Origin of the sequence: Actinoallomurus spadix (genome assembly GCF_024055725.1) — a bacterium.
Classification (GTDB): domain Bacteria; phylum Actinomycetota; class Actinomycetes; order Streptosporangiales; family Streptosporangiaceae; genus Actinoallomurus; species Actinoallomurus spadix.
Genome location: NZ_JAMXMX010000034.1, coordinates 47,575 through 72,261 on the forward strand (window position 1 = coordinate 47,575; position 24,687 = coordinate 72,261).

Here is a 24,687-nt window from a genome sequence, read left to right on the forward strand (position 1 = left end):
GCCGCAATGACTGAACACGCGGAGGCGGCGCCGCGGCTGACCCGCAGGCAGCGCCGCCGGCTGATCCTGGGCGGCGAGTACGGCGTCTTCGTCGTCGCCGTCGTGCTGCTCGCGTCCCTGGCGAACTGGGGCACGCTGAAGACCAACTTCGCCGAGTGGCGGGTCGCCAAGACGCTGTTCCCCGACATCATCACGGTCGGGCTGCGCAACACCCTGCTGTTCACCGTCACCGGATTCGCGCTCGGCCTGGCGGCCGGCCTGGTGCTGGCGCTGATGCGGTTGTCGTCGGTCCCGCCGTACCGCTGGTTCGCCATCGCCTACATCGAGGTGTTCCGCGGGCTGCCCGCGCTGCTCATCTTCATCTTCGTGGGCACCGGCATCCCGATCGCGTTCCCGGGGGTCGAATTCCCCGGCGGGGTGTACGGCCAGGCCGCCCTCGCACTCGGCATCGTCTCGGCGGCGTACATGGCCGAGACGATCCGGGCCGGCATCGAGGCCGTGCCGCGCGGCCAGATGGAGGCGGCGCGGACGCTCGGCATGTCGCACGGGCGGGCCATGCGCTCGATCATCATCCCGCAGGCGCTGCGGGTCGTCATCCCACCGCTGACCAACGAACTGGTCCTGCTGTTCAAGGACTCGTCCCTGGCGCTGTACCTCGGCGTGACGCTGCAGCAGCGGGAGCTGACCAAGATCGCCCAGGACGTGACCGGCCAGCAGGGCAACACCACGCCGATCGTCGCCGCCGCCATCTGCTACCTGATCATCACCATTCCGCTCGGCCACCTGGCGCGGCGGCTGGAGGCCCGGCAGAAGAGGGGACAGCGGTGACGACGGTGAATCCCGCCGCGGCGGTCCAGATCACCGGGCTGCAGAAGGCGTTCGGGGACCTGGAGGTGCTGCGCGGCATCGACTTCGAGGTCGCGCGTGGCGAGGTCGTGTGCATCATCGGGCCGTCCGGGTCCGGCAAGTCCACGCTGCTGCGCTGCGTGAACCTCCTGGAGGAGCCCACCGCCGGGCAGGTGTACGTCGGCGGCGTGGAGCTGACCGATCCGGATGTGGACATCGACGCGGCCCGCCGCCGCGTCGGCATGGTGTTCCAGCAGTTCAACCTGTTCCCGCACCTGTCCGTGCTCGGCAACGTCACCATCGCCCAGCGCAAGGTGCTGCGGCGTTCCGCCGAGGAGGCCGACCGGATCGCGCGTGACAACCTCGTCCGCGTGGGGCTGGCCGACAAGGTGGACGCCTACCCCGCGCAGCTGTCCGGCGGGCAGCAGCAGCGGGTCGCGATCGCCCGCGCGCTGGCCATGGGCCCGGACGTCATGCTGTTCGACGAGCCGACCTCCGCGCTCGACCCCGAGCTCGTCGGCGACGTGCTCGGCGTCATGCGCAAGCTCGCCCTCGAGGGCATGACGATGCTGGTCGTCACGCACGAGATGAGCTTCGCCCGCGAGGTCGCCGACCGCGTCGTCTTCATGGACGGCGGCGTCATCGTCGAGGAGGGACCGCCGTCGAAGGTCATCGGCGACCCGGCGTACGAGCGGACGCGCAGGTTCCTGTCCCGCGTCCTCGACCCGGCCGCGGCCGAGGTCGAGGAGTGACCCGGTGGGTCCCCGGCGGCACGCCGCCGGGGGCTCACCGGGGACGGTGGTCGCACGTCGCGGCCGTGTAACGTCGCCGAAACATCGGCGCGGCACACTGATAGAAGGCCAGAGTTGTCGTAGCAGGGATCGAAGGGGATCGGTTTTGGACCGTCAGCAGGAGTTCGTGCTCCGCACGCTCGAGGAGCGCGACATCCGCTTCATCCGGCTGTGGTTCACCGACGTGCTCGGATTCCTCAAGTCCGTCGCGGTCGCCCCGGCCGAGCTGGAGCAGGCGTTCGCCGAGGGCATCGGGTTCGACGGGTCGGCCGTCGAGGGCTTCGCCCGTGTGTACGAGGCCGACATGCTCGCCAAACCGGATCCGTCGACGTTCCAGGTGCTGCCGTGGCGGGCGGAGTCGCCGGGCACCGCCCGGATGTTCTGCGACATCCTCATGCCGGACGGGTCGCCGAGCTTCGCCGACCCGCGCTACGTCCTCAAGCGCACGCTCGGCCGCGCGGCCGACCTCGGGTTCACCTTCTACACCCATCCGGAGCTGGAGTTCTACCTCCTCGGGCAGCAGCCCGACGACGGCAGCGAGCCGACGCCGGTCGACCTCGGCGGCTACTTCGACCACACGCCGCACCGCGCCGCGCACGACTTCCGGCGCAACGCCATCATGATGCTGGAGTCGATGGGCATCTCGGTCGAGTTCAGCCACCACGAGGGCGGCCCGGGCCAGCAGGAGATCGACCTGCGGTACGCCGACGCGCTCACCACCGCGGACAACATCATGACGTTCCGCCTGGTGATGAAGGAGGTCGCGCTCGAGCAGGAGGTGCACGCCTCCTTCATGCCGAAGCCGTTCACCGAGTACCCCGGCTCGGGGATGCACACCCACATGTCGCTGTTCGAGGGCGACCGCAACGCCTTCTACGAGCCGGGCGCCGAGTACCAGCTCTCCAAGGTCGGGCGCGCGTTCATCGCGGGCCTGCTCCGGCACGCCGCCGAGATCACCGCGGTCACCAACCAGTGGGTCAACTCCTACAAGCGCCTGTGGGGCGGCGTCGGCGCGTCCGCCGGAGCCGGCGGCGAGGCCCCGCCGTACATCTGCTGGGGGCACAACAACCGGTCCGCGCTGGTCCGCGTGCCGATGTACAAACCGCAGAAGGGCCACGCGACCCGCATCGAGTTCCGCGCGCCGGACACCGCCTGCAACCCCTACCTCGCCTTCGCCGTGATCCTGGGCGCCGGCCTGCGGGGCATCGAGCAGGGGTACGAACTGCCGCCGGGCGCCGAGGACGACGTGTGGGCGCTGACCGCGGCCGAGCGCCGCGCGATGGGCATCGAGCCGCTGCCGCAGAGCCTGGACGAGGCCATCACCGCCATGGAGCGCAGCGAGCTGGTCGCCGAGGTCCTCGGCGAGCACGTCTTCGACTTCTTCCTGCGTAACAAGCGCGTGGAGTGGGAGGACTACCGCCGCCAGGTCACCGAGTACGAGCGCCGCCGCTACCTGTCGATCCTGTAGGCCCCTGATCCGGGAGGTCCGTCGCCGGGCCGGCGGTGTCCCCGGCCGCTCGGGCCGGGGCGCGCGTCAGTTCTCGGCGTCCCGAGGCACGCCGATCATCTCCATCGCGACGGCGAGGGCGGCGGTGCGGCGCTCCTCGTCGGTGATGTCGTCGTCGAAGGCGAAGAGCGCGATGTTCAGCCCGAAGATCGACATGGCCGACTTGAGCCGTTCGGTCAGCGGGGACTTCGGGTCTGCGAGCAGTCCGATCAGGGCCCGGACCCGGCACTTGAGCTTCTCGCCGACCGCGAGCTCGCGCATCGTGCCCTGGTTCTCATGGGCGAAGCGCATGATTCCGGGCGCCGCGGTGTACAGGTGGTCGGCGTAGCGGCGGATCAGCTCCTGGCGCGTCTCCACGGTCGGCGGCTGTTCCCGGCCCCAGGCGATCAGGTCGTCCAGCCTGGCGAGGGCGTCGTCGAACAGGCTGACGATGATGTCCTCTTTGGTCTTGAAGTGGTAGTACAACGCCGCCTTGGTGACGTTGAGCCGTTCGGCGATCTCGCGGAGCGAGGTCTTCTCGTATCCGTGCTCGGCGAACAGCTCCAGCGCGACCGCCTGGATCCGCGCCCGGGTGTCGCCGCGGGGTTCGCCCATGATCAACTCCGTCCACACCAACTAACTTGACGACCGGCTAGTTCCTAACTTACCGTACGGCAGGTAAAGAGACTAGCCGGTCGACAAGTAAGCACTCGGCCACAGTAAGCACTCGGCCACAGAGAGAGGTTATCGATGGCGGGGACGAACACGGCGGAGTCGGCGCCACCAGGCGCGGCGGAGCCGAGAAGCACGCGATCCATCTACATCGCGATCATCGGCCTGATGCTCGGCATGTTCCTCGCGATGCTCGACAACCTGATCGTCGGCACGGCGCTGCCGACGATCGTCGGCGACCTCGGCGGCCTCAGCCACCTCGCCTGGGTCGTCACCGCCTACACCCTCGCCACCGCGGCCGCGACGCCGATCTGGGGCAAGCTCGGCGACCTGTACGGCCGCAAGGGCATGTTCATGGCGTCCATCGTGATCTTCCTCGCGGGTTCCATGCTCTCCGGGCTGTCGCAGAGCATGGGCCAGCTCATCGGGTTCCGGGCCATCCAGGGCCTCGGGGCGGGCGGCCTCATGGTCGGCGCCTTCGCGATCATCGGTGACCTCGTTCCGCCGCGCGAGCGCGGCCGCTTCCAGGCGATCATCGGCGGCATGATGCCGATCGCCTTCGTCGGCGGCCCGCTGATCGGCGGATTCCTCACCGACCACCTGAGCTGGCGCTGGACCTTCTACGTCAACGTGCCGCTCGGCGCGCTCGCGCTGCTCGTCACCGGGGTCGGCATGCGCCTGCACACCCCGCACATCAAGGCGAGGATCGACTTCCTCGGAGCCTTCCTGCTCACGGTCGGCGTCGTCTCCCTCACGCTGGTCGCGAGCTGGGGCGGCACGGAGTACCCCTGGGGATCCTGGCAGATCATCGGGCTGGCGATCCTGTCGGTCGTGGCGCTGGTCCTGTTCGTCCTCGCCGAGGCCCGCGCCGCCGAGCCGATCCTGCCGCCGCGGCTGTTCCGCAACAAGAACTTCACCGTCGCGCAGATCCTGAGTTTCCTCGTCGGCGCGGCGATGTTCGGCGCGGTGAACTTCCTCCCGCAGTACATGCAGGACGTCCAGGGCGCCTCCGCGACGGCGAGCGGCCTGCTGCTCCTGCCGCTGATGTTCGGCATGCTGGTCGTCATGCTGACGACCGGTCAGCTGATCGCCCGCAACGGCCGTTACAAGCTCTACCCGATCATCGGCGGCGCGGTGATGACCGCGGGCATGCTCGTGCTGCTTCTGCTCAAGGTCGACACCAGCACGGCGATGAGCTCGGCGCTGACCGCCGGCGTGGGCCTCGGCATGGGCTTCATCATGCAGAACACCATGCTGATCACCCAGAACAGCGCCGAACTGCGGGACATGGGTGCCGCGAGCGGCTCGGTCACGCTGTTCCGCACGGTGGGCGGCTCGCTCGGCGTGGCGCTGTTCGGCTCCATCTTCACGAACCGCCTTGAGGACACCATCTCCCACCGGCTCGGCCCGCAGGCCGCCCACCAGATCTCGTCGGGCGGCGCGCACGTGACGCCGGCGCTGCTGCACAAGCTCCCGATGGCGGTGCAGGACGCGTTCAAGGCCGGCGTCACCGACGGCCTGCACGGCACGGTCATCGGCGGAGCGATCGTCGCGTTCCTGGCCTTCCTCCTCGCCTGGTTCATCCGCGAGGTGCCACTGCGCGGCTCGGCGGCCCGGGGACCGAAGGAGCAGGCCGAGGAGACCCTCACCGAACCGGCCATCTGATTCCGGCTCACCCGGGAGGCCGGGAGTCCCACCGGGGACTCCCGGCCTCTTCGCTCAACGAGCCCGATCCGGCACTCCCGGCGGGTCCGCCGGGCGTTCGTGATTTCCTTTGATCGTGAGCGAACGCCGTACGGAGAGCACGACCGCCCGGCTGGCCCGCCTCGGCATCACCGACGTCGCCGAGGCCCAGCGCCGTCTCGCCGGTCAGGGGCTCGGCGGTGTCCTGCTCGACGTCCTCGGCTCCGCCGCGGACCCAGACCTGGCCCTCGCCGGGCTGCTCCGGCTGCTGGAACGGGCCGACGTCCGCGCCGAACTCGCCGCCGACCCGGACGCCCTGCACCGGCTGGTCGCCGTCCTAGGCGTCAGCGCCGCGCTCGGCGACCACCTCGCCCGGCATCCCGATCACTGGCGGGTCCTCGCCGGTCCCACGGCGCTGCTGCGCCCCACGGCCGACGAACTGCGGACCGCGCTGCTGATCGCCGTCGGCGCCGACCCGGCCGACCCCACGCCCCGCGCCGGAGTCGCGGAGCCGGCGGTCGCGCTCCGGATCGCGTACCGGCGGTCGCTGCTGCATCTGGCGGGCCGGGACCTGACAGGCGTGACGGACGTCGAGGACGTCGCGGCCGAACTCGCCGAGCTCGCCGCCGCCGCGCTCGAGGCCGGCCTGGCCATCGCCCGCGCCGAACTCGGCGAGCAGGCCGGCACCTGCCGGCTCGCCGTGATCGGCATGGGCAAGTGCGGCGGGCGGGAGCTGAACTACGTCAGCGACGTCGACGTCGTCTTCGTCGCCGAGCCGATGCCCGGCCAGGACGAGACCGCCGCGCTGCGGGCCGCGACACGGCTGGCGTCCGGGATGATCCGGGCGTGCTCGGCCAGCACCGCCGAAGGCGCGCTCTGGGAGGTGGACGCCGCGCTGCGGCCCGAGGGCAAGTCGGGCCCGCTCGTACGGACGCTCGCGAGCCACCGCGCGTACTACGAGCGGTGGGCCAAGACGTGGGAGTTCCAGGCACTGCTCAAGGCCAGGCCGGTGGCGGGGGACCGTGACCTCGGCGAGGAGTACGCCGAGGCGCTCGCCCCACTGGTGTGGCGGGCCGCCGAACGCGACAACTTCGTCGAGGACGTCCAGGCCATGCGCCGCCGCGTCGAGGAGCACATCGACCCGGACCAGGCGGGACGGCAGCTCAAGCTCGGCCCCGGCGGCCTGCGCGACGTGGAGTTCGCGGTGCAGCTGCTGCAGCTCGTGCACGGCCGTACCGACGAGGAACTGCGGGGCGCCAACACGCTGAACGCCCTGAAGAAGCTGTCCTGGGGCGGGTACGTCGGCCGGGCCGACGCCGCCGCCCTCGCGAACGCGTACCGGTTCCTGCGGCGCGTCGAGCACCTGATCCAGCTGTACCGGCTCCGCCGGACGCATCTGGTGCCCGAGGACCCGGCCGACCTGCGGCGCCTCGGCCGGGCCCTGGGCTTCCGGACCGACCCCGTGGCGGAGTTCACCGCCGAGTGGCGGCGGCACGCCCGGGAGGTGCGGCGCCTGCACGAGAAGCTGTTCTACCGGCCGCTGCTGGTCGCCGTGGCCCGCCTGCCGGGGGAGGAGGCGCGCCTCACCCGCGAGGCCGCCCGTACCCGCCTGGAGGCGCTCGGGTACACCGACCCGGACGGCGCGCTCCGGCACCTGGAGTCGCTGACCGCCGGGGTGTCCCGGCGCGCCTCGATCCAGCGCACCCTGCTGCCCGTCATGCTGGGCTGGTTCGCCGACGGTCCCGACCCCGACGCCGGGCTGCTCGGCTTCCGGCAGGTCAGCGACGCGCTCGGCACCACGCCGTGGTACCTCCGCCTGCTGCGCGACGACGTCACCGTGGCCGAGCGGATGGCGCACGTGCTGTCCTCCAGCCGCTACGCCACCGACCTGCTGCTGCGCGCGCCGGCGGCCGTCTCCCTGCTGGCCGGTGACGCCGAGCTGACGCCCCGCTCGGCCGGCGCGCTGCGCGGGGAGGCGCTGGCCGCGGTCGGCCGGCACATGAGCGCCGTCCCCGCCCGCCTGCAGCTCGACCCGGCGGCGGACGCCGTCACCGCCGTACGCGGCATCCGGCGCCGCGAACTGCTGCGCGTCGCGGTCGCGGACCTGCTCGGCCGCCTCGACGTGCGCGAGACCGGTGAGGCGCTCACCGCCATCACCCTCGTCACGATCGAGGCGGCGCTGCGGGCCGCCGTCGAGAAGATCGAGATGGAGCGCCGGGCGCCGCTGCCGACGAGGTTCGCGATCGTCGCGATGGGCCGCCTCGGCGGATACGAGCTCGGGTACGGCAGCGACGCGGACGTCATGTTCGTGCACGATCCTCTGCCGGGCACGGAGCAGGAGGCGGGCGCCGCGGCCCACGCGGTCGCCGAGGAACTGCGGAGGCTGCTCGCCCTGCCGGCGCCCGACCCGCCGCTGGTCATCGACCCGGGCCTGCGACCGGAGGGACGCCAGGGGCCGCTCGTGCGCACCTTCGACTCGTACGCCTCGTATTACCGGCGCTGGTCCTCGCCCTGGGAGAGCCAGGCGCTGCTGCGCGCGGCGCCGGTGATCGGCGACGAGGACCTCGGCGCGCGGTTCCGGGAGCTGATCGACCCGCTGCGGTGGCCGCGGGGCGGGATCGACGACCGCGTCCTGATGGAGATCCGACGGCTCAAGGCCCGGATGGAGGCCGAGCGGCTGCCCCGCGGCGTGGACCGCCGCCTGCACCTGAAGCTGGGGCCCGGTGGGCTGTCCGACGTCGAGTGGGTGGCCCAGCTCCTCCAGCTCCGGCACGCGTACGACGTTCCCGAGCTGCGGACCACGCGGACGCTCGCGGCGCTCGACGCCGCGGCGGCGGCCGGCCTGCTGGACCGCGAGGACGCCGTACGGCTCGCCGACGCGTGGCGGCTCGCGACCCGCATCCGCAACGCCGTCATGCTCGTACGGGGCCGGGCCTCGGACCTCCTGCCGACCGAGCACCACCGCGAACGCTCCGCCGTGGCCCGCGTGCTCGGCTACGACGCCTCCGGCGAGATGCTGGAGGACTACCGCCGTCACGCCCGCCACGCCCGCGCCGTCGTCGAGCGCGTCTTCTACGGCGACGACGCGGGTGCGTGAGGGGTACCGGCCCGGCGGCCCGCTCCCGGACGCCCGGGAAGGCCGGGCGAGGGCCGGCGCGTGGTCATCCGCGCCTCGGCGGAGGCGCCGATGCGCGACAATCCTCACCGTGATCATGAACCGGGCCGTCGCCGCCGTCGCCGTCCTCCTCCTGCTCCTCACCGGATGCGGCGGCGGGCATCACGAGGCCGCGAGCCCGTCCAGGACCCCTCATTCCGTCCCGTCGCCCGCGGTGGCCGAGAACAGCCGGCCGGGAACCTCGGCCTGGAAGGTCCGCAAGGTCGGCGCCGAGCACGCCATCGAGGGCTTCGCGGACCACGTGAGCGTGCTGCCCGGCGAGTCGTTCCGGCTGTTCGTCTCCACCACAGCCAAGGGCTACACCGTCACCGCCTTCCGGATGGGCTGGTACGCCGGGGCCCAGGCGCGGAAGGTCTGGGCCGCACCGCACCAGGCCGGGCGGCGGCAGGCGCCCGCGAAGACGGCCGGTAGGACGCACACGGTCACCGCGCCGTGGCAGCCCTCGCTCACGGTCTCCACTCGCGGCTGGCCGGAAGGCGCGTACCTGCTGCGCCTCGACGCCGACTCGGGGTCCCAGCGGTTCGTGCCGATCACCGTCCGGTCGGCGAGCACGGCGGGCAGGGTCGTCATCCTGGGCGGGACGACGACCTGGCAGGCGTACAACATGTGGGGCGGCCGGGACCTGTACCAGGGGCCGGGCGGCTTCGACGGCCGGTCCCGCGCGGTCAGCTTCGACCGCCCGTACGACGGGAACGGCGCGGTGAAGTTCCTGGCCTTCGAACAGCCCGCCATCGCCCTGGCCGAGAGGACCGGGCTGCCCCTCGCGTACGAGACCGACAACGATCTCCACCACGACCCGCGGCTGCTCGACGGCGCCCGGGCGCTGGTCAGTCTCGGCCACGACGAGTACTGGTCGACCGCCATGCGCGACGAGGTGACGAAGGCCCGCGACGCCGGGATGAACATCGCGTTCCTGGGCGCCAACGCGGTCAACCGGCACATCCGGTACGAGCCGACGTCCCTCGGCCCCGACCGCCTCGTCGTCTGCTACAAGAGCGCCGACGAGGACCCGGTCAAGGACCCGGCCGAGAAGACCCAGGACTGGCGCCTGTCGCCCAGACCGCGCCCGGAGAGCGCCCTGATCGGAATCATGTACACCTGCTTCCCCGCCGACGGCGCCTGGAAGGTGTACCGACCGGACAACTGGGTCTTCGCCGGCACCGGCGCGCACAAGGGGGATGAGTTCCCCGGCGTGATCGGACCGGAGTCCGACGCGGTGACCGCGGGCGGCCCGACCCCACGGCCCATCGAGGTGCTGGCCCACTCGACGATCCAGTGCGGCACGTACACCACGACGAGCGACGCGACGTACTACACGACCAAGAGCGGGGCCGGGGTGTTCGCCACCGGGACCATGCGCTGGGTCTGCTCGATGCGCGGCCGGGCCTGCGGCCACGGGGTGACCGGCAAGGCCGCGTCCTTCGTGTCCAAGGTCACCGAGAACGTCCTGCGCGCCTTCGCGGCCGGCCCGGCCGGCCAGGCCCACCCCGTACGGGACAACCTCGCGAAGATCCGGCCGGCCAGGGCCGGCATGGCGCAGGGCGCCGACCTGGACTGAGGCCCGCGACCCGGAACCGGACGGCGGCCGGCCCGCGGAACGGGCCGGCCGCTCGCCGTATCGTGCATCACACGGCGGCGGTGGCGATCTTGTCGACGTAGTCTTCGGTCACCCAGATCCTGTTGTCCTGGGCGACGGTGAGGTCCATCGGCCCGGCCACGCTGGTCGGCAGGGCGTATTCGCTGATGGTGCCGCCCGTGGTGATGCTCGCGAGGTTGTTCGCGACCTGCTCGGTGAACCACAGGTTGTCGTCCGGGCCGGTCGTGATGGCCCAGGGGAAGCTGTTGGGGTCCGACAGCGCGTACTCGGTGACCGTTCCACCGGTGGTCACGGAGCCGACCTTGCCGTTGCCGTCGGTGTACCAGAGCTTGCCGTCGGGGCCGTTCGTGATACCGATGGGCATGGCGCCGCTGCTCGGCAGGGTGTACTCGGTGATGGACCCGGACGTCGTGATCTTCCCGATGCCGCCCGCGAGCGCCTCGGTGAACCACAGGTTGCCGTCCGGGCCGTTGGTGATGCGCATGGGATACGCGACCGAGGTCGGCACGGTGTACTCGGTGATCGTCCCGGAGGTGGTGATCGTGCCGACGTGGTTGCCGACGAGGTCTGTGAACCACAGGTTGTCGTCCGGGCCGGCGACGATGTCCCAGGGGTAGGCGTCGTTGTTCGGGAGAGTGTACTCGGTGATGGCGCCGGTGCCGGTGATCCGGCCGATCTTGCCGGTGTTGGGCTCGGTGAACCACACGTTGCCGTCGGGACCGGTGGTCAGGTGGGAGGGCTGGGAGTTGGCGGTGGGTATCGCGTACTCGGCGAACGCTCCGGCCAGGGTGACGCGCCCGATCTTGTTGGCGTAGTTCTCGGCGAACCATAGGTCGCCCTCGGGACCGAGGGTGATGCCGACGGGCGCGGCCGGGCTGGTGGGGATGGACAGCTCGCTGAACGTCGGTGCCCGCCGCATCCGCGCCGCGGCCGGAGCACCGGTCGGCCTCGAGGGCGGGAAGTGGCAGCGGATGGCGCGGTGACGCGGCATCCGTTTGAGGGTGAGGCACAGTTTCACCCACGGGCGGATCCGGTCGAGCCGGGGCACGGCGTGTGCGTTGCCGGCCGCGTACACGGGTGTGTTCACCGCCAGGACCAGCGATACGGCCGCGCACAGCTGTCTGAACGGCGGAAATCTGTGACGCATGAGATGCCTTCCATTGAAGGATGAAATGAGCAGGCGGGCGGCCAGGCGATATCTCGGGACTTGAGATGGCGAATCTTCCGGATTCGTCGTGTCTCGGCGGGCGCTTGGCGGCCTGTTCCGGGTGCCATTGCGGATACGCATCAGGTCCGGCGGTCCGAATATCTCCCGCGGCGCGGACGGATATGCTTCCGTCCGGTCATGAGTCCGTCAATTAATCGGGCCCGTCGGCCTTGCGGCGGTCACCGGGCTCCGGCGATGGGAAACGGGTTCGGGGGCGCGGGGAGTGTCCGCGGCCCCGATGGCCGCGCGTCCGGGCCGCGGCGGAGATCGGCGCGGGCTCAGGCGACGGCGTGGGTGACGGTGCCCGTGTAGGTGCCGGCGACGGCCGAGGCCGGGATGGTGACGACCAGCGTCGGGGCCCAACTGGTGCTGGTGAGCCCCGTCGTCTTGCCTCCGGTGAAGGCGGTCACCGTCCCCGACAAGGGGACGCGCTGCGCCGCGGTCGTCTGCCCGGCGACACGGGTGCCGCCACCGGAGGAGGCGGTGACCGGGCCGGACCAGTAGGCCACGGCGCTGTTGGGGATGGTCTCGGCGCTCGTTCCGCCGCCGGTGGTGAACTTGGTGGCCGTGACCGTCGCGGTCCAGCCCGCGACCCCTGGCCGGTTGTCGGTTACGGTCACCGTGCCCATCGACGCGCTGAGCGTGCTGCCGCGAGCGGCGCTGCCCAGGTTCGCCGAGTCGAGCACGGTGATCGTCAGTGTGTTCGCCAGCGCGGCGGCGACCGGCCGGCGTGCCGGCCGGGCATGCCCGGCCGCACACGGCGCACCGGCCGCCTCGGGAACGCCTCGACGCCCCGGCGTCCGGTGTTCCCGTCTTTTCACGGTGGTGAGGAACGCGGCGAGCCGGGGCACCTCGTCGGGGAGAGCGGCCTCCGGCCCCTCGCGTCCGGTCGGCTCGGCCGAGGGATCGGGGGAGTCCGAGAGCGGGGGATCGGGGGAGTCCGAGGACGGGGGGATCGACCGGGAGGGCCTTTCGGCGTCGGTCGTCCGCGGGCCGGAGGCCGGGAGGCGTCTCACGGGTCTGGGCAGCGCCGCCCCCCTGGGCGCCGGGGACGACCACGCCGGGCCCACGCGCGCGGCGCGCTCGGCCGACCCCGGTGGGCAGGAGGCGGGCGACGGCGATGGGTGAGGCGCTCCCCCGCCCCGCGGGGTGTGGCCGCCGGGCGCGGCCGAGGCCGGATGAGCGCCTGCGGTGATGGCGAGCGCGACCGCAGCCGCGAGGAGTCCGGCTGGGTGGCAGTGGCTCATCAGATTCACCGATCCGTCTCATGACCATCGCGCCGGGGGCCGTCTCCGCTTCCAACGAGGCTGCTGGCAGCCTAGATCGCGGAATCGGGACGGTGTCGTCCGGCAGGACCCTCCGGCGGCAAATGACGCACAAAGACCTCACCCCGCGCACGTTCCGCGCCTGGGCCCGGATTCTCCGCGTTGGACCGGTGGCGTTCATGCTCGATTCCGGCGCAATGCCCCAGAAGGCGGTCGGTCGCAACGGACGGATAAAGCATCTATTCCGGCAGGAGGTGCATGGGTCTCATCCATCGCCTATCGGATCGGTCCGTCTCTCTTTGCCGGCGAGCCGGTCATCAAGCGCCGGCCAAGATTCACCGGCCGTGCGCGTGGACAGTTTCACCGGCCTGATCGGGTGGCACAATCCGATCGCCTGCATCAGCCCGGCGGACCACAGCAGGGCGTGATTCGAAAGGAATCGGGACGTTGTCTGGAATACGCCGTCTCAGTATCGCCCTGGCCGGCGGGGCCGCCCTTACCGCGGCCCTGCTCATCGCCCCTCCCGCTCCGCGGGGCTGGGCCGGTACCTGTCCGGCCTCGACCACCTGTCCCACCACGGTGACGTTCTCGGTGACCGCGCCGGGCACGCTGACGATCAACGTGCCCGGCGGGCCGGTCAATCTCGGCGGCAACGCGCCCGGCAACCAGGTCACCGGGCAACTCGGCGCCGTCACCGTCGCCGACCAGCGCGCCGCGCTGGCGGCGACCTGGACCGCCACGGTGTCGGCGACCAATTTCACCACCGGAGGCAACGACCCGGCCGAGATCGTTCCGGCCTCCGACGTGGCGTACTGGTCCGGCCCGGCCACCGCCACCACCGGCACGGGCACTTTCGTCCCTGGCCAGGCTGACGCCGCGGCCGCCGTCACGCTGGACCAGTCCCGGACTGCCTTCAGCAAGACCACCGGGTCCGGCGACAACTCCGCCACCTGGAACCCCACGCTGGTCATCACCATCCCCGCCCAGGCCGTCGCCGGCACCTACACCGGCACGGTCAACCACCAAGTTGCCTGACACGCCTGCGCTGTGGCGAGCCCGCGCGGCCGCCCTGCTGACGGCGTACGCCTGGACCGGGCCCGCCCCGGCCCAGGTGCACGCCACCGCCGTGCCGGAGCCCGACGTCCCGAACTCCATCGCGATCGGGGTCGCCGACGTTCCGGCCAGCAGACTGGACGATCCGCGCGCGCGCCTGTACGTCGACGACCACGTGAACCCTGGTACGACCTTCACCCGGCACCTGCACCTCTACAACACGTCCGATCGGCCCCAGCACCTGCGGCTCTACGCCGGGGCCGCCAGGATCACCCGGCACCGTTTCACCTTCCCCCCGCCGGACGCCCCGGGCAACGAGCTGAGCTCCTGGATCCACCTCGACCACACCACGCGCACCATCCCCGCACACGCCGACGCCCTAGTGACCGCCAGGTTCGCGGTGCCGGACTGGGCTCAGCCGGGGGAGCGCTACGCCGTGATCTGGGCTCAGGTGTCCTCCGCGGAGGCCGGGCCCCACGGGAACGTCACCTTGGTGAACCAGGTCGGGACCCGCGTGTACCTTCACGTGGGTCCCGGCGCCGAACCGCCCTCGGACTTCCGCATCGGCCCCTTGCGGGCACAGCCCACCCCCGACGGGCGCCACCTCCTGACCGCCACCGTCACCAACACCGGCCAGCGCGCCATCGACCCCGAGGGGCGACTGTGGCTGACCGGCGGTCCCAGCCGCCTGGCCGCCGGTCCCTTCACCATCCCGCGCGGAACCACCATCGCCCCCGGCGAGCAGGCGCCGGTCACCGTCCCGATCGGGCCCGACGTGCCGCAGGGCGCCTGGAACTACCGGCTCACCCTTCACAGCGGCCGCGTCGCTAGAACCGCCACCGGCACGCTCACCCTCGCCGCGAAGCCCACGGTCGCCGGCGGGCTGGCCGCCTTCACGCGGCCGTCCACGATGACCCTCACCCTCACCCTGGCCGGTTTCCTGTCGGCCGTGCTGGGCGGGATCGTCCTCATCGTCCGCCGGCTTAGTATCCGTCGCAGGCCCGGCGCCACCTGAGCCTCGGGTGCCACCCGCGCTCCGCCGGGGACGGAGGCGACGCGAGGCAGACGCGCGGCGTGACGGCGGCGAGGTCAGGGCGCGGCCGACCCGCCCGTGTCGGTGGAGAAGACGCGGGCTACCGGGCCGAGACGCGGCACCACGACCCGTACCGTCCGGGTCGCGGCGTATCCGGCGGTCAGGGTGACCACCCCGCCGACGGCGTCGAGCAGGTAGTGGTTGGCCGTGCCGAGGATCACGAAGACGGTCGCGGCGGGGTAGCAGTACGCCAGCCACCGGACCCGGCTGGGTCGCGTGACATCGGCGATGGCGATCGCGCACCACAGCGACCATCCCGTGTGCAGCGACGGCATGGCGGCGTACTGGTTGGACACCGAGGCGACCGGCGAGGCGCTGGACTCGTACAGGCCGCCGCCGACGTTGAGCGCCGTGTCGACGAACCCGGGGATCATGCGCGGCGGCGCGAGCGGGTACAGCCAGAACCCGATGAGGGCGAGCACCGTGGTCGCGAAGATCAGCCGCCGGTAGAACACATAGCGTTCGGGATGGCGCGTATACAGCCAGACCAGCACGCCGATCGTGAGGATGAAGTGGAGACTCGCGTAGTAGTAGTTCGCGCTCATCCCGAGCCAGCGCTCGTCCGTGAACAGCCGGTTGATCGACGACTCGATGTTCAGGTGCAGCAGGCGCTCGAGGTGGAGGATGTCATGCCCGCGGTTCAGTGCCGCCGTGTGGTTGCGCGGCACGAGGTCGCGTACCAGTGAGTAGGCGCCGTAGCAGAGAAGGATGAGCAGGATCTCGCGATAGAAGCGGGGGCGCCCGGCGGCTCTGCCGCCTGCCTGCGCCCCCGTCAGGTCGCCCGTGGCGACCGGCGCCACGGCCGACCTTGACATGATCCCCATGGTCTCAGATCGAATCGGGTGACCCGTCGGTAATCCTTGTCTTGTTTGTCACTTTGTGATCTTTCGCCGGTCCGGTCCTCGTCGCCTTCGGCCGGGGAAGCCCGCAGATGAGCAGCGCGGACGCGGTGATCAGAACACCTGCCGCCGCGTCCAGCACGTAATGATTGGCGGTCGAGAAGATCACCAGAATTGTCACGACGGGGTAAAGGGCGGCGAGCGCCCGTACCCAGGGACGCCTCGAAAGTGTGACGACCGCGACCGCGCACCACAAAGCCCACCCCGCGTGCATTGACGGCATTGCCGCGAACTGATTGGTCAGCGAACCGGCCTCCGGTGACGAATAGAGGCCGAAGCTGTGCAGCGCCACCACCGGGTCGACGAACCCGCGGCCGCCGAGGAAGCGCGGCGGTGCCAGGGGGTACAGCCAGAAGCCGAGCAGTGCGATGCCGGTGGCGGCCATCAGGGCCCTGCGCAGCCGGCGGAAGTGCTGGGGCCGCCGGCGGTAGAGCCAGACGAGCACGGTCAGGGTGACCGCGAAGTGGGCGGTGGCGTAGAACCAGTTCGCCGGCCTGGCCAGTGACGGCGCCCGCAGCAGCGCGTGGTTGAGGTCCAGCTCGACGTCGATGCCCAGCGCGTGCTCCAACCGCAGGATCTGCGACGCGTGCGCGTACGCCATCGGCTCGTCGTGCGGAATCAGCACCCGGACGAGCGTGTACGCGCAGTAGAAGGCGGCGGCCAGCATGAGCTCGCGCCACAGCCGTGGCGCCGACGACGGCACGGACGACGCGCCGGGCTGTTTCTCGACGGGACGGGGACGGGGAGCGGCTAGCTGGGCCATGCTGTCGATTTTCGACGAGCCGCATCCTTTTGTGATCATGCCCAGGAATGGTCTGCGACTCGACCCAGGAGACTACGCGCCTAGTCCTCAGGGGGGATGCCGTTCTTCGCCGGGTCCCACGGCACCGGTAACGAGCGTACGCGCCATCGCGCGTGCACGGAACGTGGTCCGATCCGGCCCGCCGCGGGCGCCGCGGGTGTCCACCGGTGCTCCCGGCCGGCCCGGGCGCGGATCAGGACAGCGGGGGCAGCACCTGCTCGGACGGGGTGCCCTCGCGGAGCGCGCGGCCGACCGTGCAGTGGTTCTCGTGCACGCGGTGCGCGACCTCGGTGAAGACCTGCGCGGCCTTGTCGTCCCCCTCCGGGAGCTCGACGTCGTACGTGACGGTGATCGTGCCGAGCTTGGTCGGCGCGACCTTCTCGGCCGCCACCGTCGCGGCGAGCCTGACCAGCCGGTGACCGCGCTTGGCGGTGAGCGGCTCGACCGTCACGATCTCACAGCCGCCCAGCGCGGCGAGCAGCAGCTCGACCGGGGTGAAGACGCCGTCCTCGTCGGAGCCCCCGAAGGCGACCTCCGCGCCGCGGTCGTTCCGGGCGACGAAGCCTCCGTCGTCGGTACGCTCCACCCGAACCGAAGCCATGGTTCCTCCTCTGTAGGTCGCTGTCGTCAACCATGGTCCCGGATGAGTTGTTCCAGCCAGGCGCGCGCCTGGTCCACATGGGTCTCGGTCAGCCCGTGCAGCGGATCCACCGGAACGACGAGGTACGGGCCCAGCTCCTTCTCCTCGGTGAGCGCGTTCGTGACATCCGGCTCGTCCTCCAGCCAGACGAACGGCCGCTCGCCCACCCAGGCGGCCACATGCCGGGCCTTCCACGCTCCGAGGGAGAACTCCGGATCGTGGCGCGGAATCGGAACGTGCCGCAGGGACGGCAGCCCGACCCGCGGACTGATCCAGTCGTTCGCCGCGTCCCTCCAGTAGCTCGCCCAGACGATCTCCGCGCCGGTGTCGGCCGCGAGGCCGGTCAGCAGCGGACCATGCCGCGGGTTGAGCAGCAGCCGGTACACCACCCCGTCGGGGGAGGCCCGGTACCGCTGATAGCCGGGGGAGCGTTGCAGGGGATTGAGAACACCGTCCACGTCGAGCAGCACCAGCGGCGTGTCCATGAATCGGACGCTATGTCAGTCGATCAACTCCGGCCAGTGTCCAGCGGCAGAAATGATCGATCAAATTCCGTGCTCCCGTTGACCGGCGAGCCGAGCCCGGGCGTCAGGAGATTCCGGCCCTGGCGCTGCGCCGTTCGATGAGGACGACGTCCCGCCAGCGGTCGTGGTGCCGGCCGAGGCGTTCCCGGATCCCGACGGTGCGGAACCCGGCCCTGGCGTGCAGCCGCAGGCTGGCCGTGTTCTCGGGGAAGACGCCGGACTGGATCGTCCAGATCCCGGCGGCCTCCGTCGAGTCGACGAGCGCCCGCAGTAGCGCGGCGGCGACGCCGCGGCCCTGGTGGCCGGGTTGAACGTAGACGCTGTGCTCGACGACCCCCGCGTAGACGCAGCGGCCGGACACCGCGGTGACCGCGACCCAGCCCAGGATCCGGCCCGTGGTCGTGTCCGTGGCGACGTACCGGTGCTCCGGAAGCCTGGCCCGGTCGAAGGCGTCCCAGGTCGGTGCCTCGGTCTCGAAACTGGCGTCGCCGCCGTCGAGACCCGCCTGGTAGATCGCCAGGACCTCATCGGCGTCCTCGCCGCGCATCGGCCGGACCATGACGCCCGGCGGAGCGGTGGCCCGGCCGTCCGGCGGACGAGTGGCCCGGTCGTCCGGCGGCGCCGTCGCATCCGGTGGGGCGGGAAGGAGTTCGTCGAGCAGGGCCCGGACCCGGCGGTCGATCTCCTCGCGGATCGGACGGACCTCGTCGGCCGGCCTGCCCGCCGGATCGGGGAGCCGCCAGTCCAGGTACCGCCGGCCGGGGAGGACCGGGCAGGAGTCACCGCAGCCCATGGTGACCACCACGTCGGCCGCGCGGACAGCGTCGCCGGTCAGTGCCTTGGGGGACTCCGCGGACAGGTCGATGCCGAGTTCACCCATGACCTCGACGACGGCGGGATTGATCTCTTCCGCGGGAGCGGAGCCGGCGGAGCGTACGCGCACCCGCCCGGCGGCGTGATGGGCGAGGAGCGCGGCGGCCATCTGAGAGCGTCCGGCGTTGTGCACGCAGACGAACAGCACCTCGGGGGTCTCGGGCCCGGCCGTCATGCCTCCACCGCCCCGAACGCCTGCCGGGGGCGCAGGAGGGCCGACAGCCGTGTCAGCACGGTGGGATTGATCCAGTAGTAGACCCAGGTGCCCCGGCGCTCACAGTCGATCAGGCCGGCCTGCCTGAGGACCTTGAGGTGGTGCGAGATGGTCGGGGCCGTCAGCTCGAACGCCGACGTCAGGTCGCACACGCACGCCTCTCCGCCGTCGTGACAGGCGATCAGCGACAGCAGGCGCAGCCGGACCGGATCGGCGATCGCCTTGAACAGCGGTGCCAGTTCATCGGCCTCCCCGGTGGACAGCGGTTCGCAGGCCAGCGGCGCGCAGCACGCCCCCGGCTCGGCCGCCGCGACGTCGATCAGTGCCGTCCCATGGTTCGACATAGGTCTAATTTGACACGTGTCTATGCAGCAGCGCAAACTGACGGCGGCGCCTAATTAGACATTCATCTAATCAAGCGTGACCTGCCCGTACCCCCAGCGGAAGGACCATCCGATGTCCCGTGTCCAGCTCGCCCTGCGCGTCGCCGACCTGGAGGCCTCCGTCGCCTTCTACACCAGGCTTTTCGGCACCGAACCCGCCAAGCGCCGGCCCGGCTACGCCAACTTCGCCGTCGCCGAGCCACCGCTCAAGCTCGTCCTGATCGAGGGCGAGGCCGGCGAGGACACCCGGATGGACCACCTCGGCGTCGAGGTCGAGGACACCGACCAGGTCACCGCCGCGGCCGAGCGCCTCAAGGGGGCCGGCCTGGCGACGGTCGAGGAGACCGGCACGTCCTGCTGCTACGCGGTGCAGGACAAGGTCTGGGTGCGCGGCCCCGGTTCCGAGCCGTGGGAGGTCTACGTCGTCAAGGCCGACGCCGGCACCCTCGAGAAGCCCACCGGATCGACCTGCTGCCTCCCCGCCCCCGAGGATCGGTCCTCCGCCGGTCGCTGAACACGAGGCGGGGGAGCCTAAGCTCATCCGCGCCGTGGATCCTCGTCGTCGGGCCCACCGGAAGTCTCGGCGGAAGCGGAAGGCCCGGCGGCCGAGCCGATAGGAGAGAGCGATGACCGATCTCCAGCACTTCACCGCACAGGCTCAGGCGGCGGCGCTCGGCAGCCAGGGTGTCAGCACAGAGAAGATCACCGCTGTGCGGGCACGGCTGGGTGCCGTCCAGTGTTATGGCTGCGCCGAGTACGACGACGAACGTCCGTGAGGAGCCACGGCCCGTTTCTCGGCCCGAAGTCCGGCGGCTCGACGAGCGGATCGCGGAACTCCGGCGACGCAAGGAGGAGGCCGTCGATGGCCGGGACTACGAACGCGCCGCCGCTGTCCGCGAGGCCGAGAAGGCTCTGCTCGCCGACAGGCTGCTGATGCTACGGCGGGCAGAGCACCGGAACCGATCGGGCCCCGGTTCATGACATGCGAGCGCCCCGCCACTCGAACGGGTGGCGGGGCGCTCGCTCGGCGTCCGTCGGATCAGACGTCGTAGTACAGCTCGAACTCGTGCGGGTGCGGGCGGAGCCGGATCGGGTCCAGCTCGTTCTCGCGCTTGTAGGCGATCCACGTCTCGATGAGGTCCGGCGTGAACACGCCGCCCTCGAGGAGGTAGTCGTGGTCGGCCTCGAGCGCGGCCAGGACCTCCTCCAGCGAGCCCGGGACCTGCGGGATGTTGCGCGCCTCCTCAGGCGGCAGCTCGTACAGGTCCTTGTCCACCGGCTCCGGCGGCTCGACCTTGTTCTTGATGCCGTCGAGGCCGGCCATCAGCATGGCCGCGAACGCGAGGTACGGGTTGGCGGACGGGTCCGGGACGCGGAACTCCAGGCGCTTGGCCTTCGGGTTCGACCCGGTGATCGGGATGCGGACGCAGGCCGAGCGGTTCCGCTGCGAGTACACCAGGTTGACCGGCGCCTCGTAGCCCGGGACCAGGCGGTGGAAGGAGTTCACCGTCGGGTTCGTGAAGGCCAGCAGGGACGGCGCGTGCTTGAGCAGGCCGCCGATGTAGTAGCGGGCGGTGTCGGACAGGCCCGCGTAGCCGACCTCGTCGTAGAAGAGCGGCGAGCCGTCCTTCCACAGCGACTGGTGGCAGTGCATGCCGGAGCCGTTGTCACCGAAGATCGGCTTGGGCATGAAGGTCACGGTCTTGCCGTGCTGCCGGGCGACGCTCTTGATGATGTACTTGTAGAGCATCATCTTGTCGGCCATGGTCAGCAGCGTGTCGAACCGGACGTCGATCTCCGCTTGGCCGGCGGTGCCGACCTCGTGGTGCTGCATCTCGGTCTCGATGCCGCACTCGATGAGCTGGCGGACCATCTCCGAGCGCAGGTCGGTGAAGTGGTCCATCGGCGGCACCGGGAAGTAGCCGCCCTTGAACCGCGGCTTGTAGCCGAGGTTGCCGCCGTCCTCCTTGCGGCCGGTGTTCCACGCGCCCTCGATGGAGTCGATGTGGAAGTACGACTCGTGCGCCTTCGTCTCGAAGCGCACGTCGTCGAAGATGTAGAACTCCGCCTCCGGGCCGAAGAACGCGGTGTCCGCGATGCCGGTGCCGCGCAGGTAGTCCTCCGCCTTGCGGGCGACGTTGCGCGGGTCACGGGTGTACGGCTCGCCGGTCAGCGGGTCGTGGACGAAGAAGTTGAGGTTCAGCGTCTTGTGCTGGCGGAACGGGTCGACCACAGCCGTCGACGGGTCCGGCAGCAGCAGCATGTCCGACTCGTGGATCTCCTGGAACCCGCGGATGGAGGAGCCGTCGAACATCAGCCCGTCGGTGAAGACGTTCTCTCCGAAGTTCTCCACCGGGAACGTGAAGTGCTGCGTGGTGCCGGGCAGATCCGTGAACCTGCAATCGACGAACTGCACCCCTTCGCTCCTGATGAAGTTCAGGACCTCTTCGGCGTTGTTGAACATCCAACCTCCTTGGGGCGCTCTAGTGCGGTTAGAACGTTAGGTGCCCGCCGTTTCCATGCCATGTCCCATGTGTTTCGCGTGTGTTACGGCCGACCCGAAGCCGTTCGAACGCGGTTCGATGGATAGCTTGTGGGTATGACTGAACGTCGGCGCTCGATCGGATCATGGATCGAAGGGGCTCGCGCGGCGGGCGTGGAGCTCGGGTATCCCGGTGAGCGGATGGGCCTCCCGCGTGAGGGAGCGGGCTCCGTGGCGGGGTACGGCCGGCGGCTGGGCGCCCTGGTGCTCGACTGGGTGATCGCCCTGGCCATCGCCGCCGTCCTCGCGGGCGCCCTGCACGTGGGAGCGCAGACCCGTAGTCTCCTGACGCTGCTGGTGTTCGGGGTGATGGCGTGGCTGCTCACCGGGTCGATCGGGACGACGGTGGGCAAGCGGCTGTGCGGGCTGCGGGTCGTCCGCGTCGGCGGCGGCCCGGTCGGTCCGTTGTGGGCCTTCGTGCGCGCGCTGCTGCTGGTGCTGGTCGTGCCCGCCCTCATCTGGGACCGCGACCACCGCGGCCTGCACGACCGCGCCGCGAACGCCGTCGTCGTGCGGATCTGAGCCGTACGGCTCCGAGGCGACAGGTCAGAGCCGTACGGTTCCGGGGGCCGCGTCCTGGGCCGGGGCCGGCGGGAGCCGGGTCACCGGGTGCGCGGTCACCGGGTGCGGGGCTTAGGACCCTTCGGCATCCGGACGCCCTTCGGGATCGGGCCCTTGGGCATCTGCATCGCCTGCGGCAGCGCGTTGAGCCGGTCGATCAGCTCACTGACCTGCTCCTTCTTGAGGTTGCGCGGCAACCTGGTCAGGTGGCGCTGCAGCTTGCTGATCGGAATCTGCCCCTCTTCGGAGCCGACCTGGATGTCGTAGATCGGCACCTCGGAGGCGGCTCGGGAGATGCGCTTCTTCTCGGCGCCGATCAGCTTGCCGACCCGCGACCGCGGGCCCTCCGACAGCAGGATCACGCCGGGCGTGCCGATGACGCGGTGCACGACGTCCATGTTGCGGTTGGCCTGGACGGCGGGGGTGACGACCCAGCGGCCCCGCATGTTCTCCACCAGGGAGGCGGCGGCGCCCGGCCGGCCCTCGAGCATGGAGTACTGGGTGCGCTGCGCCATCTGGCCGAAGACGATCATGCCGACCAGGAGGGCGACGAGGACGCCCAGCGGGATGAGGTAGAGCGCCTGGCCGAGGAGCAGCCCGAGGACGACGAAGACGACGAGGACGCCGAGAGCGGACGCGAAGACGATCGGCATCGCCTTCGGGTTGGCCTGGTGGACCAACGAGGCGACCATGCGGATCTGCTTGACGCGACCGGCGCGCTCGTCCTGCGTGCCTTCCTGGGGCTTCTTTGGCATGGATGGAAGGATACGAGGGTTCTGGACCCGAGTCGAAAGCGGGCCAGCCGGGCGTTAACAAATTTCTATCCAGCCACAGGGGCCGTAAAGCGTTGACATGATCCGCTCCGCCGTCTTAGCGTCCCGAGCAGGTTTCCGCTGCTCTTGGAGTCGTCATGGCGTGGTCCGATGTACGTGCTTCGGTATGGAAGGTTCCGCTTCTCGTGTCAGCCGGTCTCGCCGCGGTCGTGGCGACCACGACGCCCGGTTCGGCGGAGGTGACCCCCGCCGGCCGGTCGCGCGTCGCCTACCACCAGTGGACGTCGGCCCGCGACTTCGCCGCCGGCGCCTCCGAGGGGGTGCGCCGGCTGGGCTCGGGCGCGCTCACGATCGCCCATCCCGTCGGCACCACCACCTACACGGACCCGTACGGCGGGGGCACCAAGACCTGGGACTACGCCCGTTGGACCTCCCCGGACGTCTCGATCGGCTTCGGCGCGAGCCAGCTCATCGCGTCCTGGAACGCCAGCACGCCGCACGGCAGCTGGCTGCAGGTGGAGATGCGCGGGCACACCGGCACGGGAGCCGAGACCAAGTGGTACGTCATGGGCCGCTGGGCGGCCGACGACCCGGGCGAGGGCGGTGACATCAACCGCACCTCGGTGCCGGGACAGAAGGACGACAACGGCAACGTCGACATCGACACCTTCGTCGCCAAGAACTCCCTCACGTCCTACCAGCTGCGCGTGACGCTGTACCGGCTCCCCGGCAGGCACGTCCGCCCGGTGCTGCGCTCGGTCGGCGCGATGGCCTCGCTGGTGCCGTCCCGTACGACCGTGCCGGTCAGCCCGCTCGGCGGCGCGGAGGGCATCGAGCTGAAGGTGCCCGCCTACTCCCAGGAGATCCACAAGGGCCAGTACCCCGAGTACGACAACGGCGGCGAGGCGTGGTGCAGCCCGACCTCGACCTCGATGGTCGTCGCGTACTGGAGGCGCGGGCCGTCCAGGAAGGACCTCGCGTGGGTCGACAGATCCTACGCCGACCCGCAGGTCGACTACGCCGCCCGTAACGTCTACGACCACAACTACCAGGGTGCGGGCAACTGGCCGTTCAACACGGCGTACGCCGCCCGCTTCGGCCTGAACGGCTTCATCACCCGGCTGCGGTCACTGACCGAGCTGGAGCGGTTCATCAAGGCCGGGGTCCCGGTCGTGACCTCGCAGTCGTTCAAGGCCGCGGAGTTGCCGGGCGCCGGCTACAGCACGAACGGCCACCTGTTCGTGGTCGTCGGGTTCACCAAGGACGGCGACCCGATCATCAACGACCCGGCGTCGCCCTCGGACGCGGCCGTGCGGCACGTCTACCCGCGGGCGGCCTTCGAGACCGTCTGGCAGCGCAGCTCCTCCAGCGGCGGCATCGCCTACATCATGTACCCGCCCGGCCACCGGCTCCCGCCGCACGTCTCCGGCGTCGAGAAGAACTGGTGACGGCGCCCGCCTAGGACCCAGAGGCTTCTGTCCCCAGGAAGAGAGGAACGCCCCGGCCGCACGCGGCCGGGGCGTTCCCCTGCGTCCGGGTCCACGAAATACTCCCTAGCCGGCCTGGCGGGCGGTGATGGCCTGCTGGTAGAGGCGTCCGGCGCGGTAG

The 24,687-nt window shown here is 70.9% G+C and carries 23 protein-coding genes and 1 pseudogene; 12 read left to right on the forward strand and 12 right to left on the reverse strand.

Going from position 1 to position 24,687, the window contains the following annotated elements; genetic code table 11:
* Positions 1 to 6 precede the first annotated feature (6 nt).
* The 3 genes from NE235_RS33450 (at position 7) to NE235_RS33460 (ending at position 3,105) form a co-directional block, all read left to right on the forward strand.
* A complete protein-coding gene (locus NE235_RS33450; protein ID WP_252810211.1) occupies positions 7 to 828 on the forward strand; it encodes an amino acid ABC transporter permease in 822 nt (273 codons plus the stop codon).
* Complete coding sequence (locus tag NE235_RS33455; RefSeq protein ID WP_308206190.1) at positions 825 to 1,598, forward strand: amino acid ABC transporter ATP-binding protein; 774 nt, start codon at positions 825 to 827, stop codon at positions 1,596 to 1,598. Before NE235_RS33450 ends, NE235_RS33455 begins: the two co-directional genes overlap by 4 nt.
* A gap of 145 nt (positions 1,599 to 1,743) precedes the next feature.
* Entirely contained in the window at positions 1,744 to 3,105 is a 1,362-nt protein-coding gene (locus NE235_RS33460; RefSeq protein ID WP_252810213.1) for a glutamine synthetase family protein, read from the forward strand.
* Positions 3,106 to 3,171: 66 nt separating this feature from the next.
* On the opposite strand, the gene NE235_RS33465 is transcribed toward NE235_RS33460, so the two are convergent.
* Positions 3,172 to 3,738: a TetR/AcrR family transcriptional regulator gene (locus tag NE235_RS33465; protein WP_252810214.1), complete on the reverse strand. Its 567-nt coding sequence runs from the start codon at positions 3,736 to 3,738 to the stop codon at positions 3,172 to 3,174.
* A gap of 135 nt (positions 3,739 to 3,873) precedes the next feature.
* Here NE235_RS33465 and NE235_RS33470 point away from each other — a divergent pair, with 135 nt between their 5' ends.
* The 3 genes from NE235_RS33470 (at position 3,874) to NE235_RS33480 (ending at position 10,211) form a co-directional block, all read left to right on the forward strand.
* On the forward strand, positions 3,874 to 5,460 hold the full coding sequence (locus NE235_RS33470; protein ID WP_252810216.1) for an MDR family MFS transporter: 1,587 nt from the start codon (positions 3,874 to 3,876) through the stop codon (positions 5,458 to 5,460).
* Positions 5,461 to 5,575: 115 nt separating this feature from the next.
* Positions 5,576 to 8,575 (forward strand): bifunctional [glutamine synthetase] adenylyltransferase/[glutamine synthetase]-adenylyl-L-tyrosine phosphorylase, encoded by a 3,000-nt coding sequence (locus NE235_RS33475; RefSeq protein ID WP_406567658.1) that lies wholly within the window; start codon positions 5,576 to 5,578, stop codon positions 8,573 to 8,575.
* A gap of 115 nt (positions 8,576 to 8,690) precedes the next feature.
* A complete protein-coding gene (locus tag NE235_RS33480; protein ID WP_308206191.1) occupies positions 8,691 to 10,211 on the forward strand; it encodes a N,N-dimethylformamidase beta subunit family domain-containing protein in 1,521 nt (506 codons plus the stop codon).
* Positions 10,212 to 10,278: 67 nt separating this feature from the next.
* Here the strand turns inward: NE235_RS33480 and NE235_RS33485 are convergent, their stop codons facing one another.
* Together NE235_RS33485 and NE235_RS33490 are read right to left on the reverse strand one after the other, a co-directional pair.
* Positions 10,279 to 11,337, reverse strand: a complete 1,059-nt coding sequence (locus NE235_RS33485; protein WP_252810261.1) for a Vgb family protein — start codon at positions 11,335 to 11,337, stop codon at positions 10,279 to 10,281.
* Positions 11,338 to 11,735: 398 nt separating this feature from the next.
* Positions 11,736 to 12,473, reverse strand: a complete 738-nt coding sequence (locus NE235_RS33490) for a WxL domain-containing protein (RefSeq protein ID WP_252810220.1) — start codon at positions 12,471 to 12,473, stop codon at positions 11,736 to 11,738.
* A gap of 696 nt (positions 12,474 to 13,169) precedes the next feature.
* Between NE235_RS33490 and NE235_RS33495 the strand changes: the two genes are divergently transcribed.
* Both NE235_RS33495 and NE235_RS33500 read left to right on the forward strand, forming a co-directional pair.
* Positions 13,170 to 13,757 carry a hypothetical protein gene (locus tag NE235_RS33495; RefSeq protein ID WP_252810222.1) on the forward strand — a complete coding sequence of 196 codons (588 nt, stop codon included), beginning with the start codon at positions 13,170 to 13,172 and terminating at the stop codon, positions 13,755 to 13,757.
* Complete coding sequence (locus NE235_RS33500; RefSeq protein ID WP_252810224.1) at positions 13,750 to 14,790, forward strand: hypothetical protein; 1,041 nt, start codon at positions 13,750 to 13,752, stop codon at positions 14,788 to 14,790. Before NE235_RS33495 ends, NE235_RS33500 begins: the two co-directional genes overlap by 8 nt.
* A 74-nt stretch (positions 14,791 to 14,864) precedes the next feature.
* Here the strand turns inward: NE235_RS33500 and NE235_RS33505 are convergent, their stop codons facing one another.
* The 7 genes and pseudogenes from NE235_RS33505 to NE235_RS33535 form a co-directional block, all read right to left on the reverse strand.
* Complete coding sequence (locus NE235_RS33505; protein ID WP_252810226.1) at positions 14,865 to 15,683, reverse strand: phosphatase PAP2 family protein; 819 nt, start codon at positions 15,681 to 15,683, stop codon at positions 14,865 to 14,867.
* 13 nt (positions 15,684 to 15,696) lie between these two features.
* Entirely contained in the window at positions 15,697 to 16,530 is an 834-nt protein-coding gene (locus tag NE235_RS33510; RefSeq protein WP_252810228.1) for a phosphatase PAP2 family protein, read from the reverse strand.
* Positions 16,531 to 16,762: 232 nt separating this feature from the next.
* Positions 16,763 to 17,170: an OsmC family protein gene (locus NE235_RS33515; RefSeq protein ID WP_252810231.1), complete on the reverse strand. Its 408-nt coding sequence runs from the start codon at positions 17,168 to 17,170 to the stop codon at positions 16,763 to 16,765.
* A gap of 26 nt (positions 17,171 to 17,196) precedes the next feature.
* Positions 17,197 to 17,694 carry an HAD domain-containing protein gene (locus NE235_RS33520; protein ID WP_252810233.1) on the reverse strand — a complete coding sequence of 166 codons (498 nt, stop codon included), beginning with the start codon at positions 17,692 to 17,694 and terminating at the stop codon, positions 17,197 to 17,199.
* 103 nt (positions 17,695 to 17,797) lie between these two features.
* On the reverse strand, positions 17,798 to 18,292 hold the full coding sequence (locus NE235_RS33525) for a GNAT family N-acetyltransferase (RefSeq protein ID WP_308206192.1): 495 nt from the start codon (positions 18,290 to 18,292) through the stop codon (positions 17,798 to 17,800).
* Positions 18,293 to 18,373: 81 nt separating this feature from the next.
* Positions 18,374 to 18,781, reverse strand: a pseudogene (locus tag NE235_RS33530) (arsenate reductase ArsC); the annotation flags it as partial.
* Complete coding sequence (locus tag NE235_RS33535; protein ID WP_252810243.1) at positions 18,778 to 19,164, reverse strand: ArsR/SmtB family transcription factor; 387 nt, start codon at positions 19,162 to 19,164, stop codon at positions 18,778 to 18,780. The gene NE235_RS33535 and the pseudogene NE235_RS33530, both read right to left, overlap by 4 nt.
* Positions 19,165 to 19,276: 112 nt before the next feature.
* Here NE235_RS33535 and NE235_RS33540 point away from each other — a divergent pair, with 112 nt between their 5' ends.
* Together NE235_RS33540 and NE235_RS33545 are read left to right on the forward strand one after the other, a co-directional pair.
* Positions 19,277 to 19,717 (forward strand): ArsI/CadI family heavy metal resistance metalloenzyme, encoded by a 441-nt coding sequence (locus tag NE235_RS33540; protein ID WP_252810245.1) that lies wholly within the window; start codon positions 19,277 to 19,279, stop codon positions 19,715 to 19,717.
* A gap of 112 nt (positions 19,718 to 19,829) precedes the next feature.
* Complete coding sequence (locus NE235_RS33545; protein ID WP_252810247.1) at positions 19,830 to 19,979, forward strand: hypothetical protein; 150 nt, start codon at positions 19,830 to 19,832, stop codon at positions 19,977 to 19,979.
* Positions 19,980 to 20,242: 263 nt separating this feature from the next.
* Here the strand turns inward: NE235_RS33545 and glnA are convergent, their stop codons facing one another.
* Positions 20,243 to 21,667, reverse strand: coding sequence for a type I glutamate--ammonia ligase (glnA, locus tag NE235_RS33550; RefSeq protein ID WP_252810249.1), 1,425 nt, complete (start codon positions 21,665 to 21,667; stop codon positions 20,243 to 20,245).
* 135 nt (positions 21,668 to 21,802) lie between these two features.
* On the opposite strand from glnA, the gene NE235_RS33555 reads away from it, so the two are divergent.
* Positions 21,803 to 22,267: an RDD family protein gene (locus NE235_RS33555; protein ID WP_252810251.1), complete on the forward strand. Its 465-nt coding sequence runs from the start codon at positions 21,803 to 21,805 to the stop codon at positions 22,265 to 22,267.
* Between the two features lie 95 nt (positions 22,268 to 22,362).
* Here the strand turns inward: NE235_RS33555 and NE235_RS33560 are convergent, their stop codons facing one another.
* The gene (locus NE235_RS33560) at positions 22,363 to 23,061 is read right to left on the reverse strand and encodes a DUF4191 domain-containing protein (RefSeq protein WP_252810253.1); all 699 of its coding nucleotides are present in this window, start codon (positions 23,059 to 23,061) and stop codon (positions 22,363 to 22,365) included.
* A gap of 203 nt (positions 23,062 to 23,264) precedes the next feature.
* Here NE235_RS33560 and NE235_RS38480 point away from each other — a divergent pair, with 203 nt between their 5' ends.
* Positions 23,265 to 24,527, forward strand: a complete 1,263-nt coding sequence (locus NE235_RS38480) for a C39 family peptidase (RefSeq protein WP_252810254.1) — start codon at positions 23,265 to 23,267, stop codon at positions 24,525 to 24,527.
* The last annotated feature ends 160 nt before the right edge of the window (positions 24,528 to 24,687 follow it).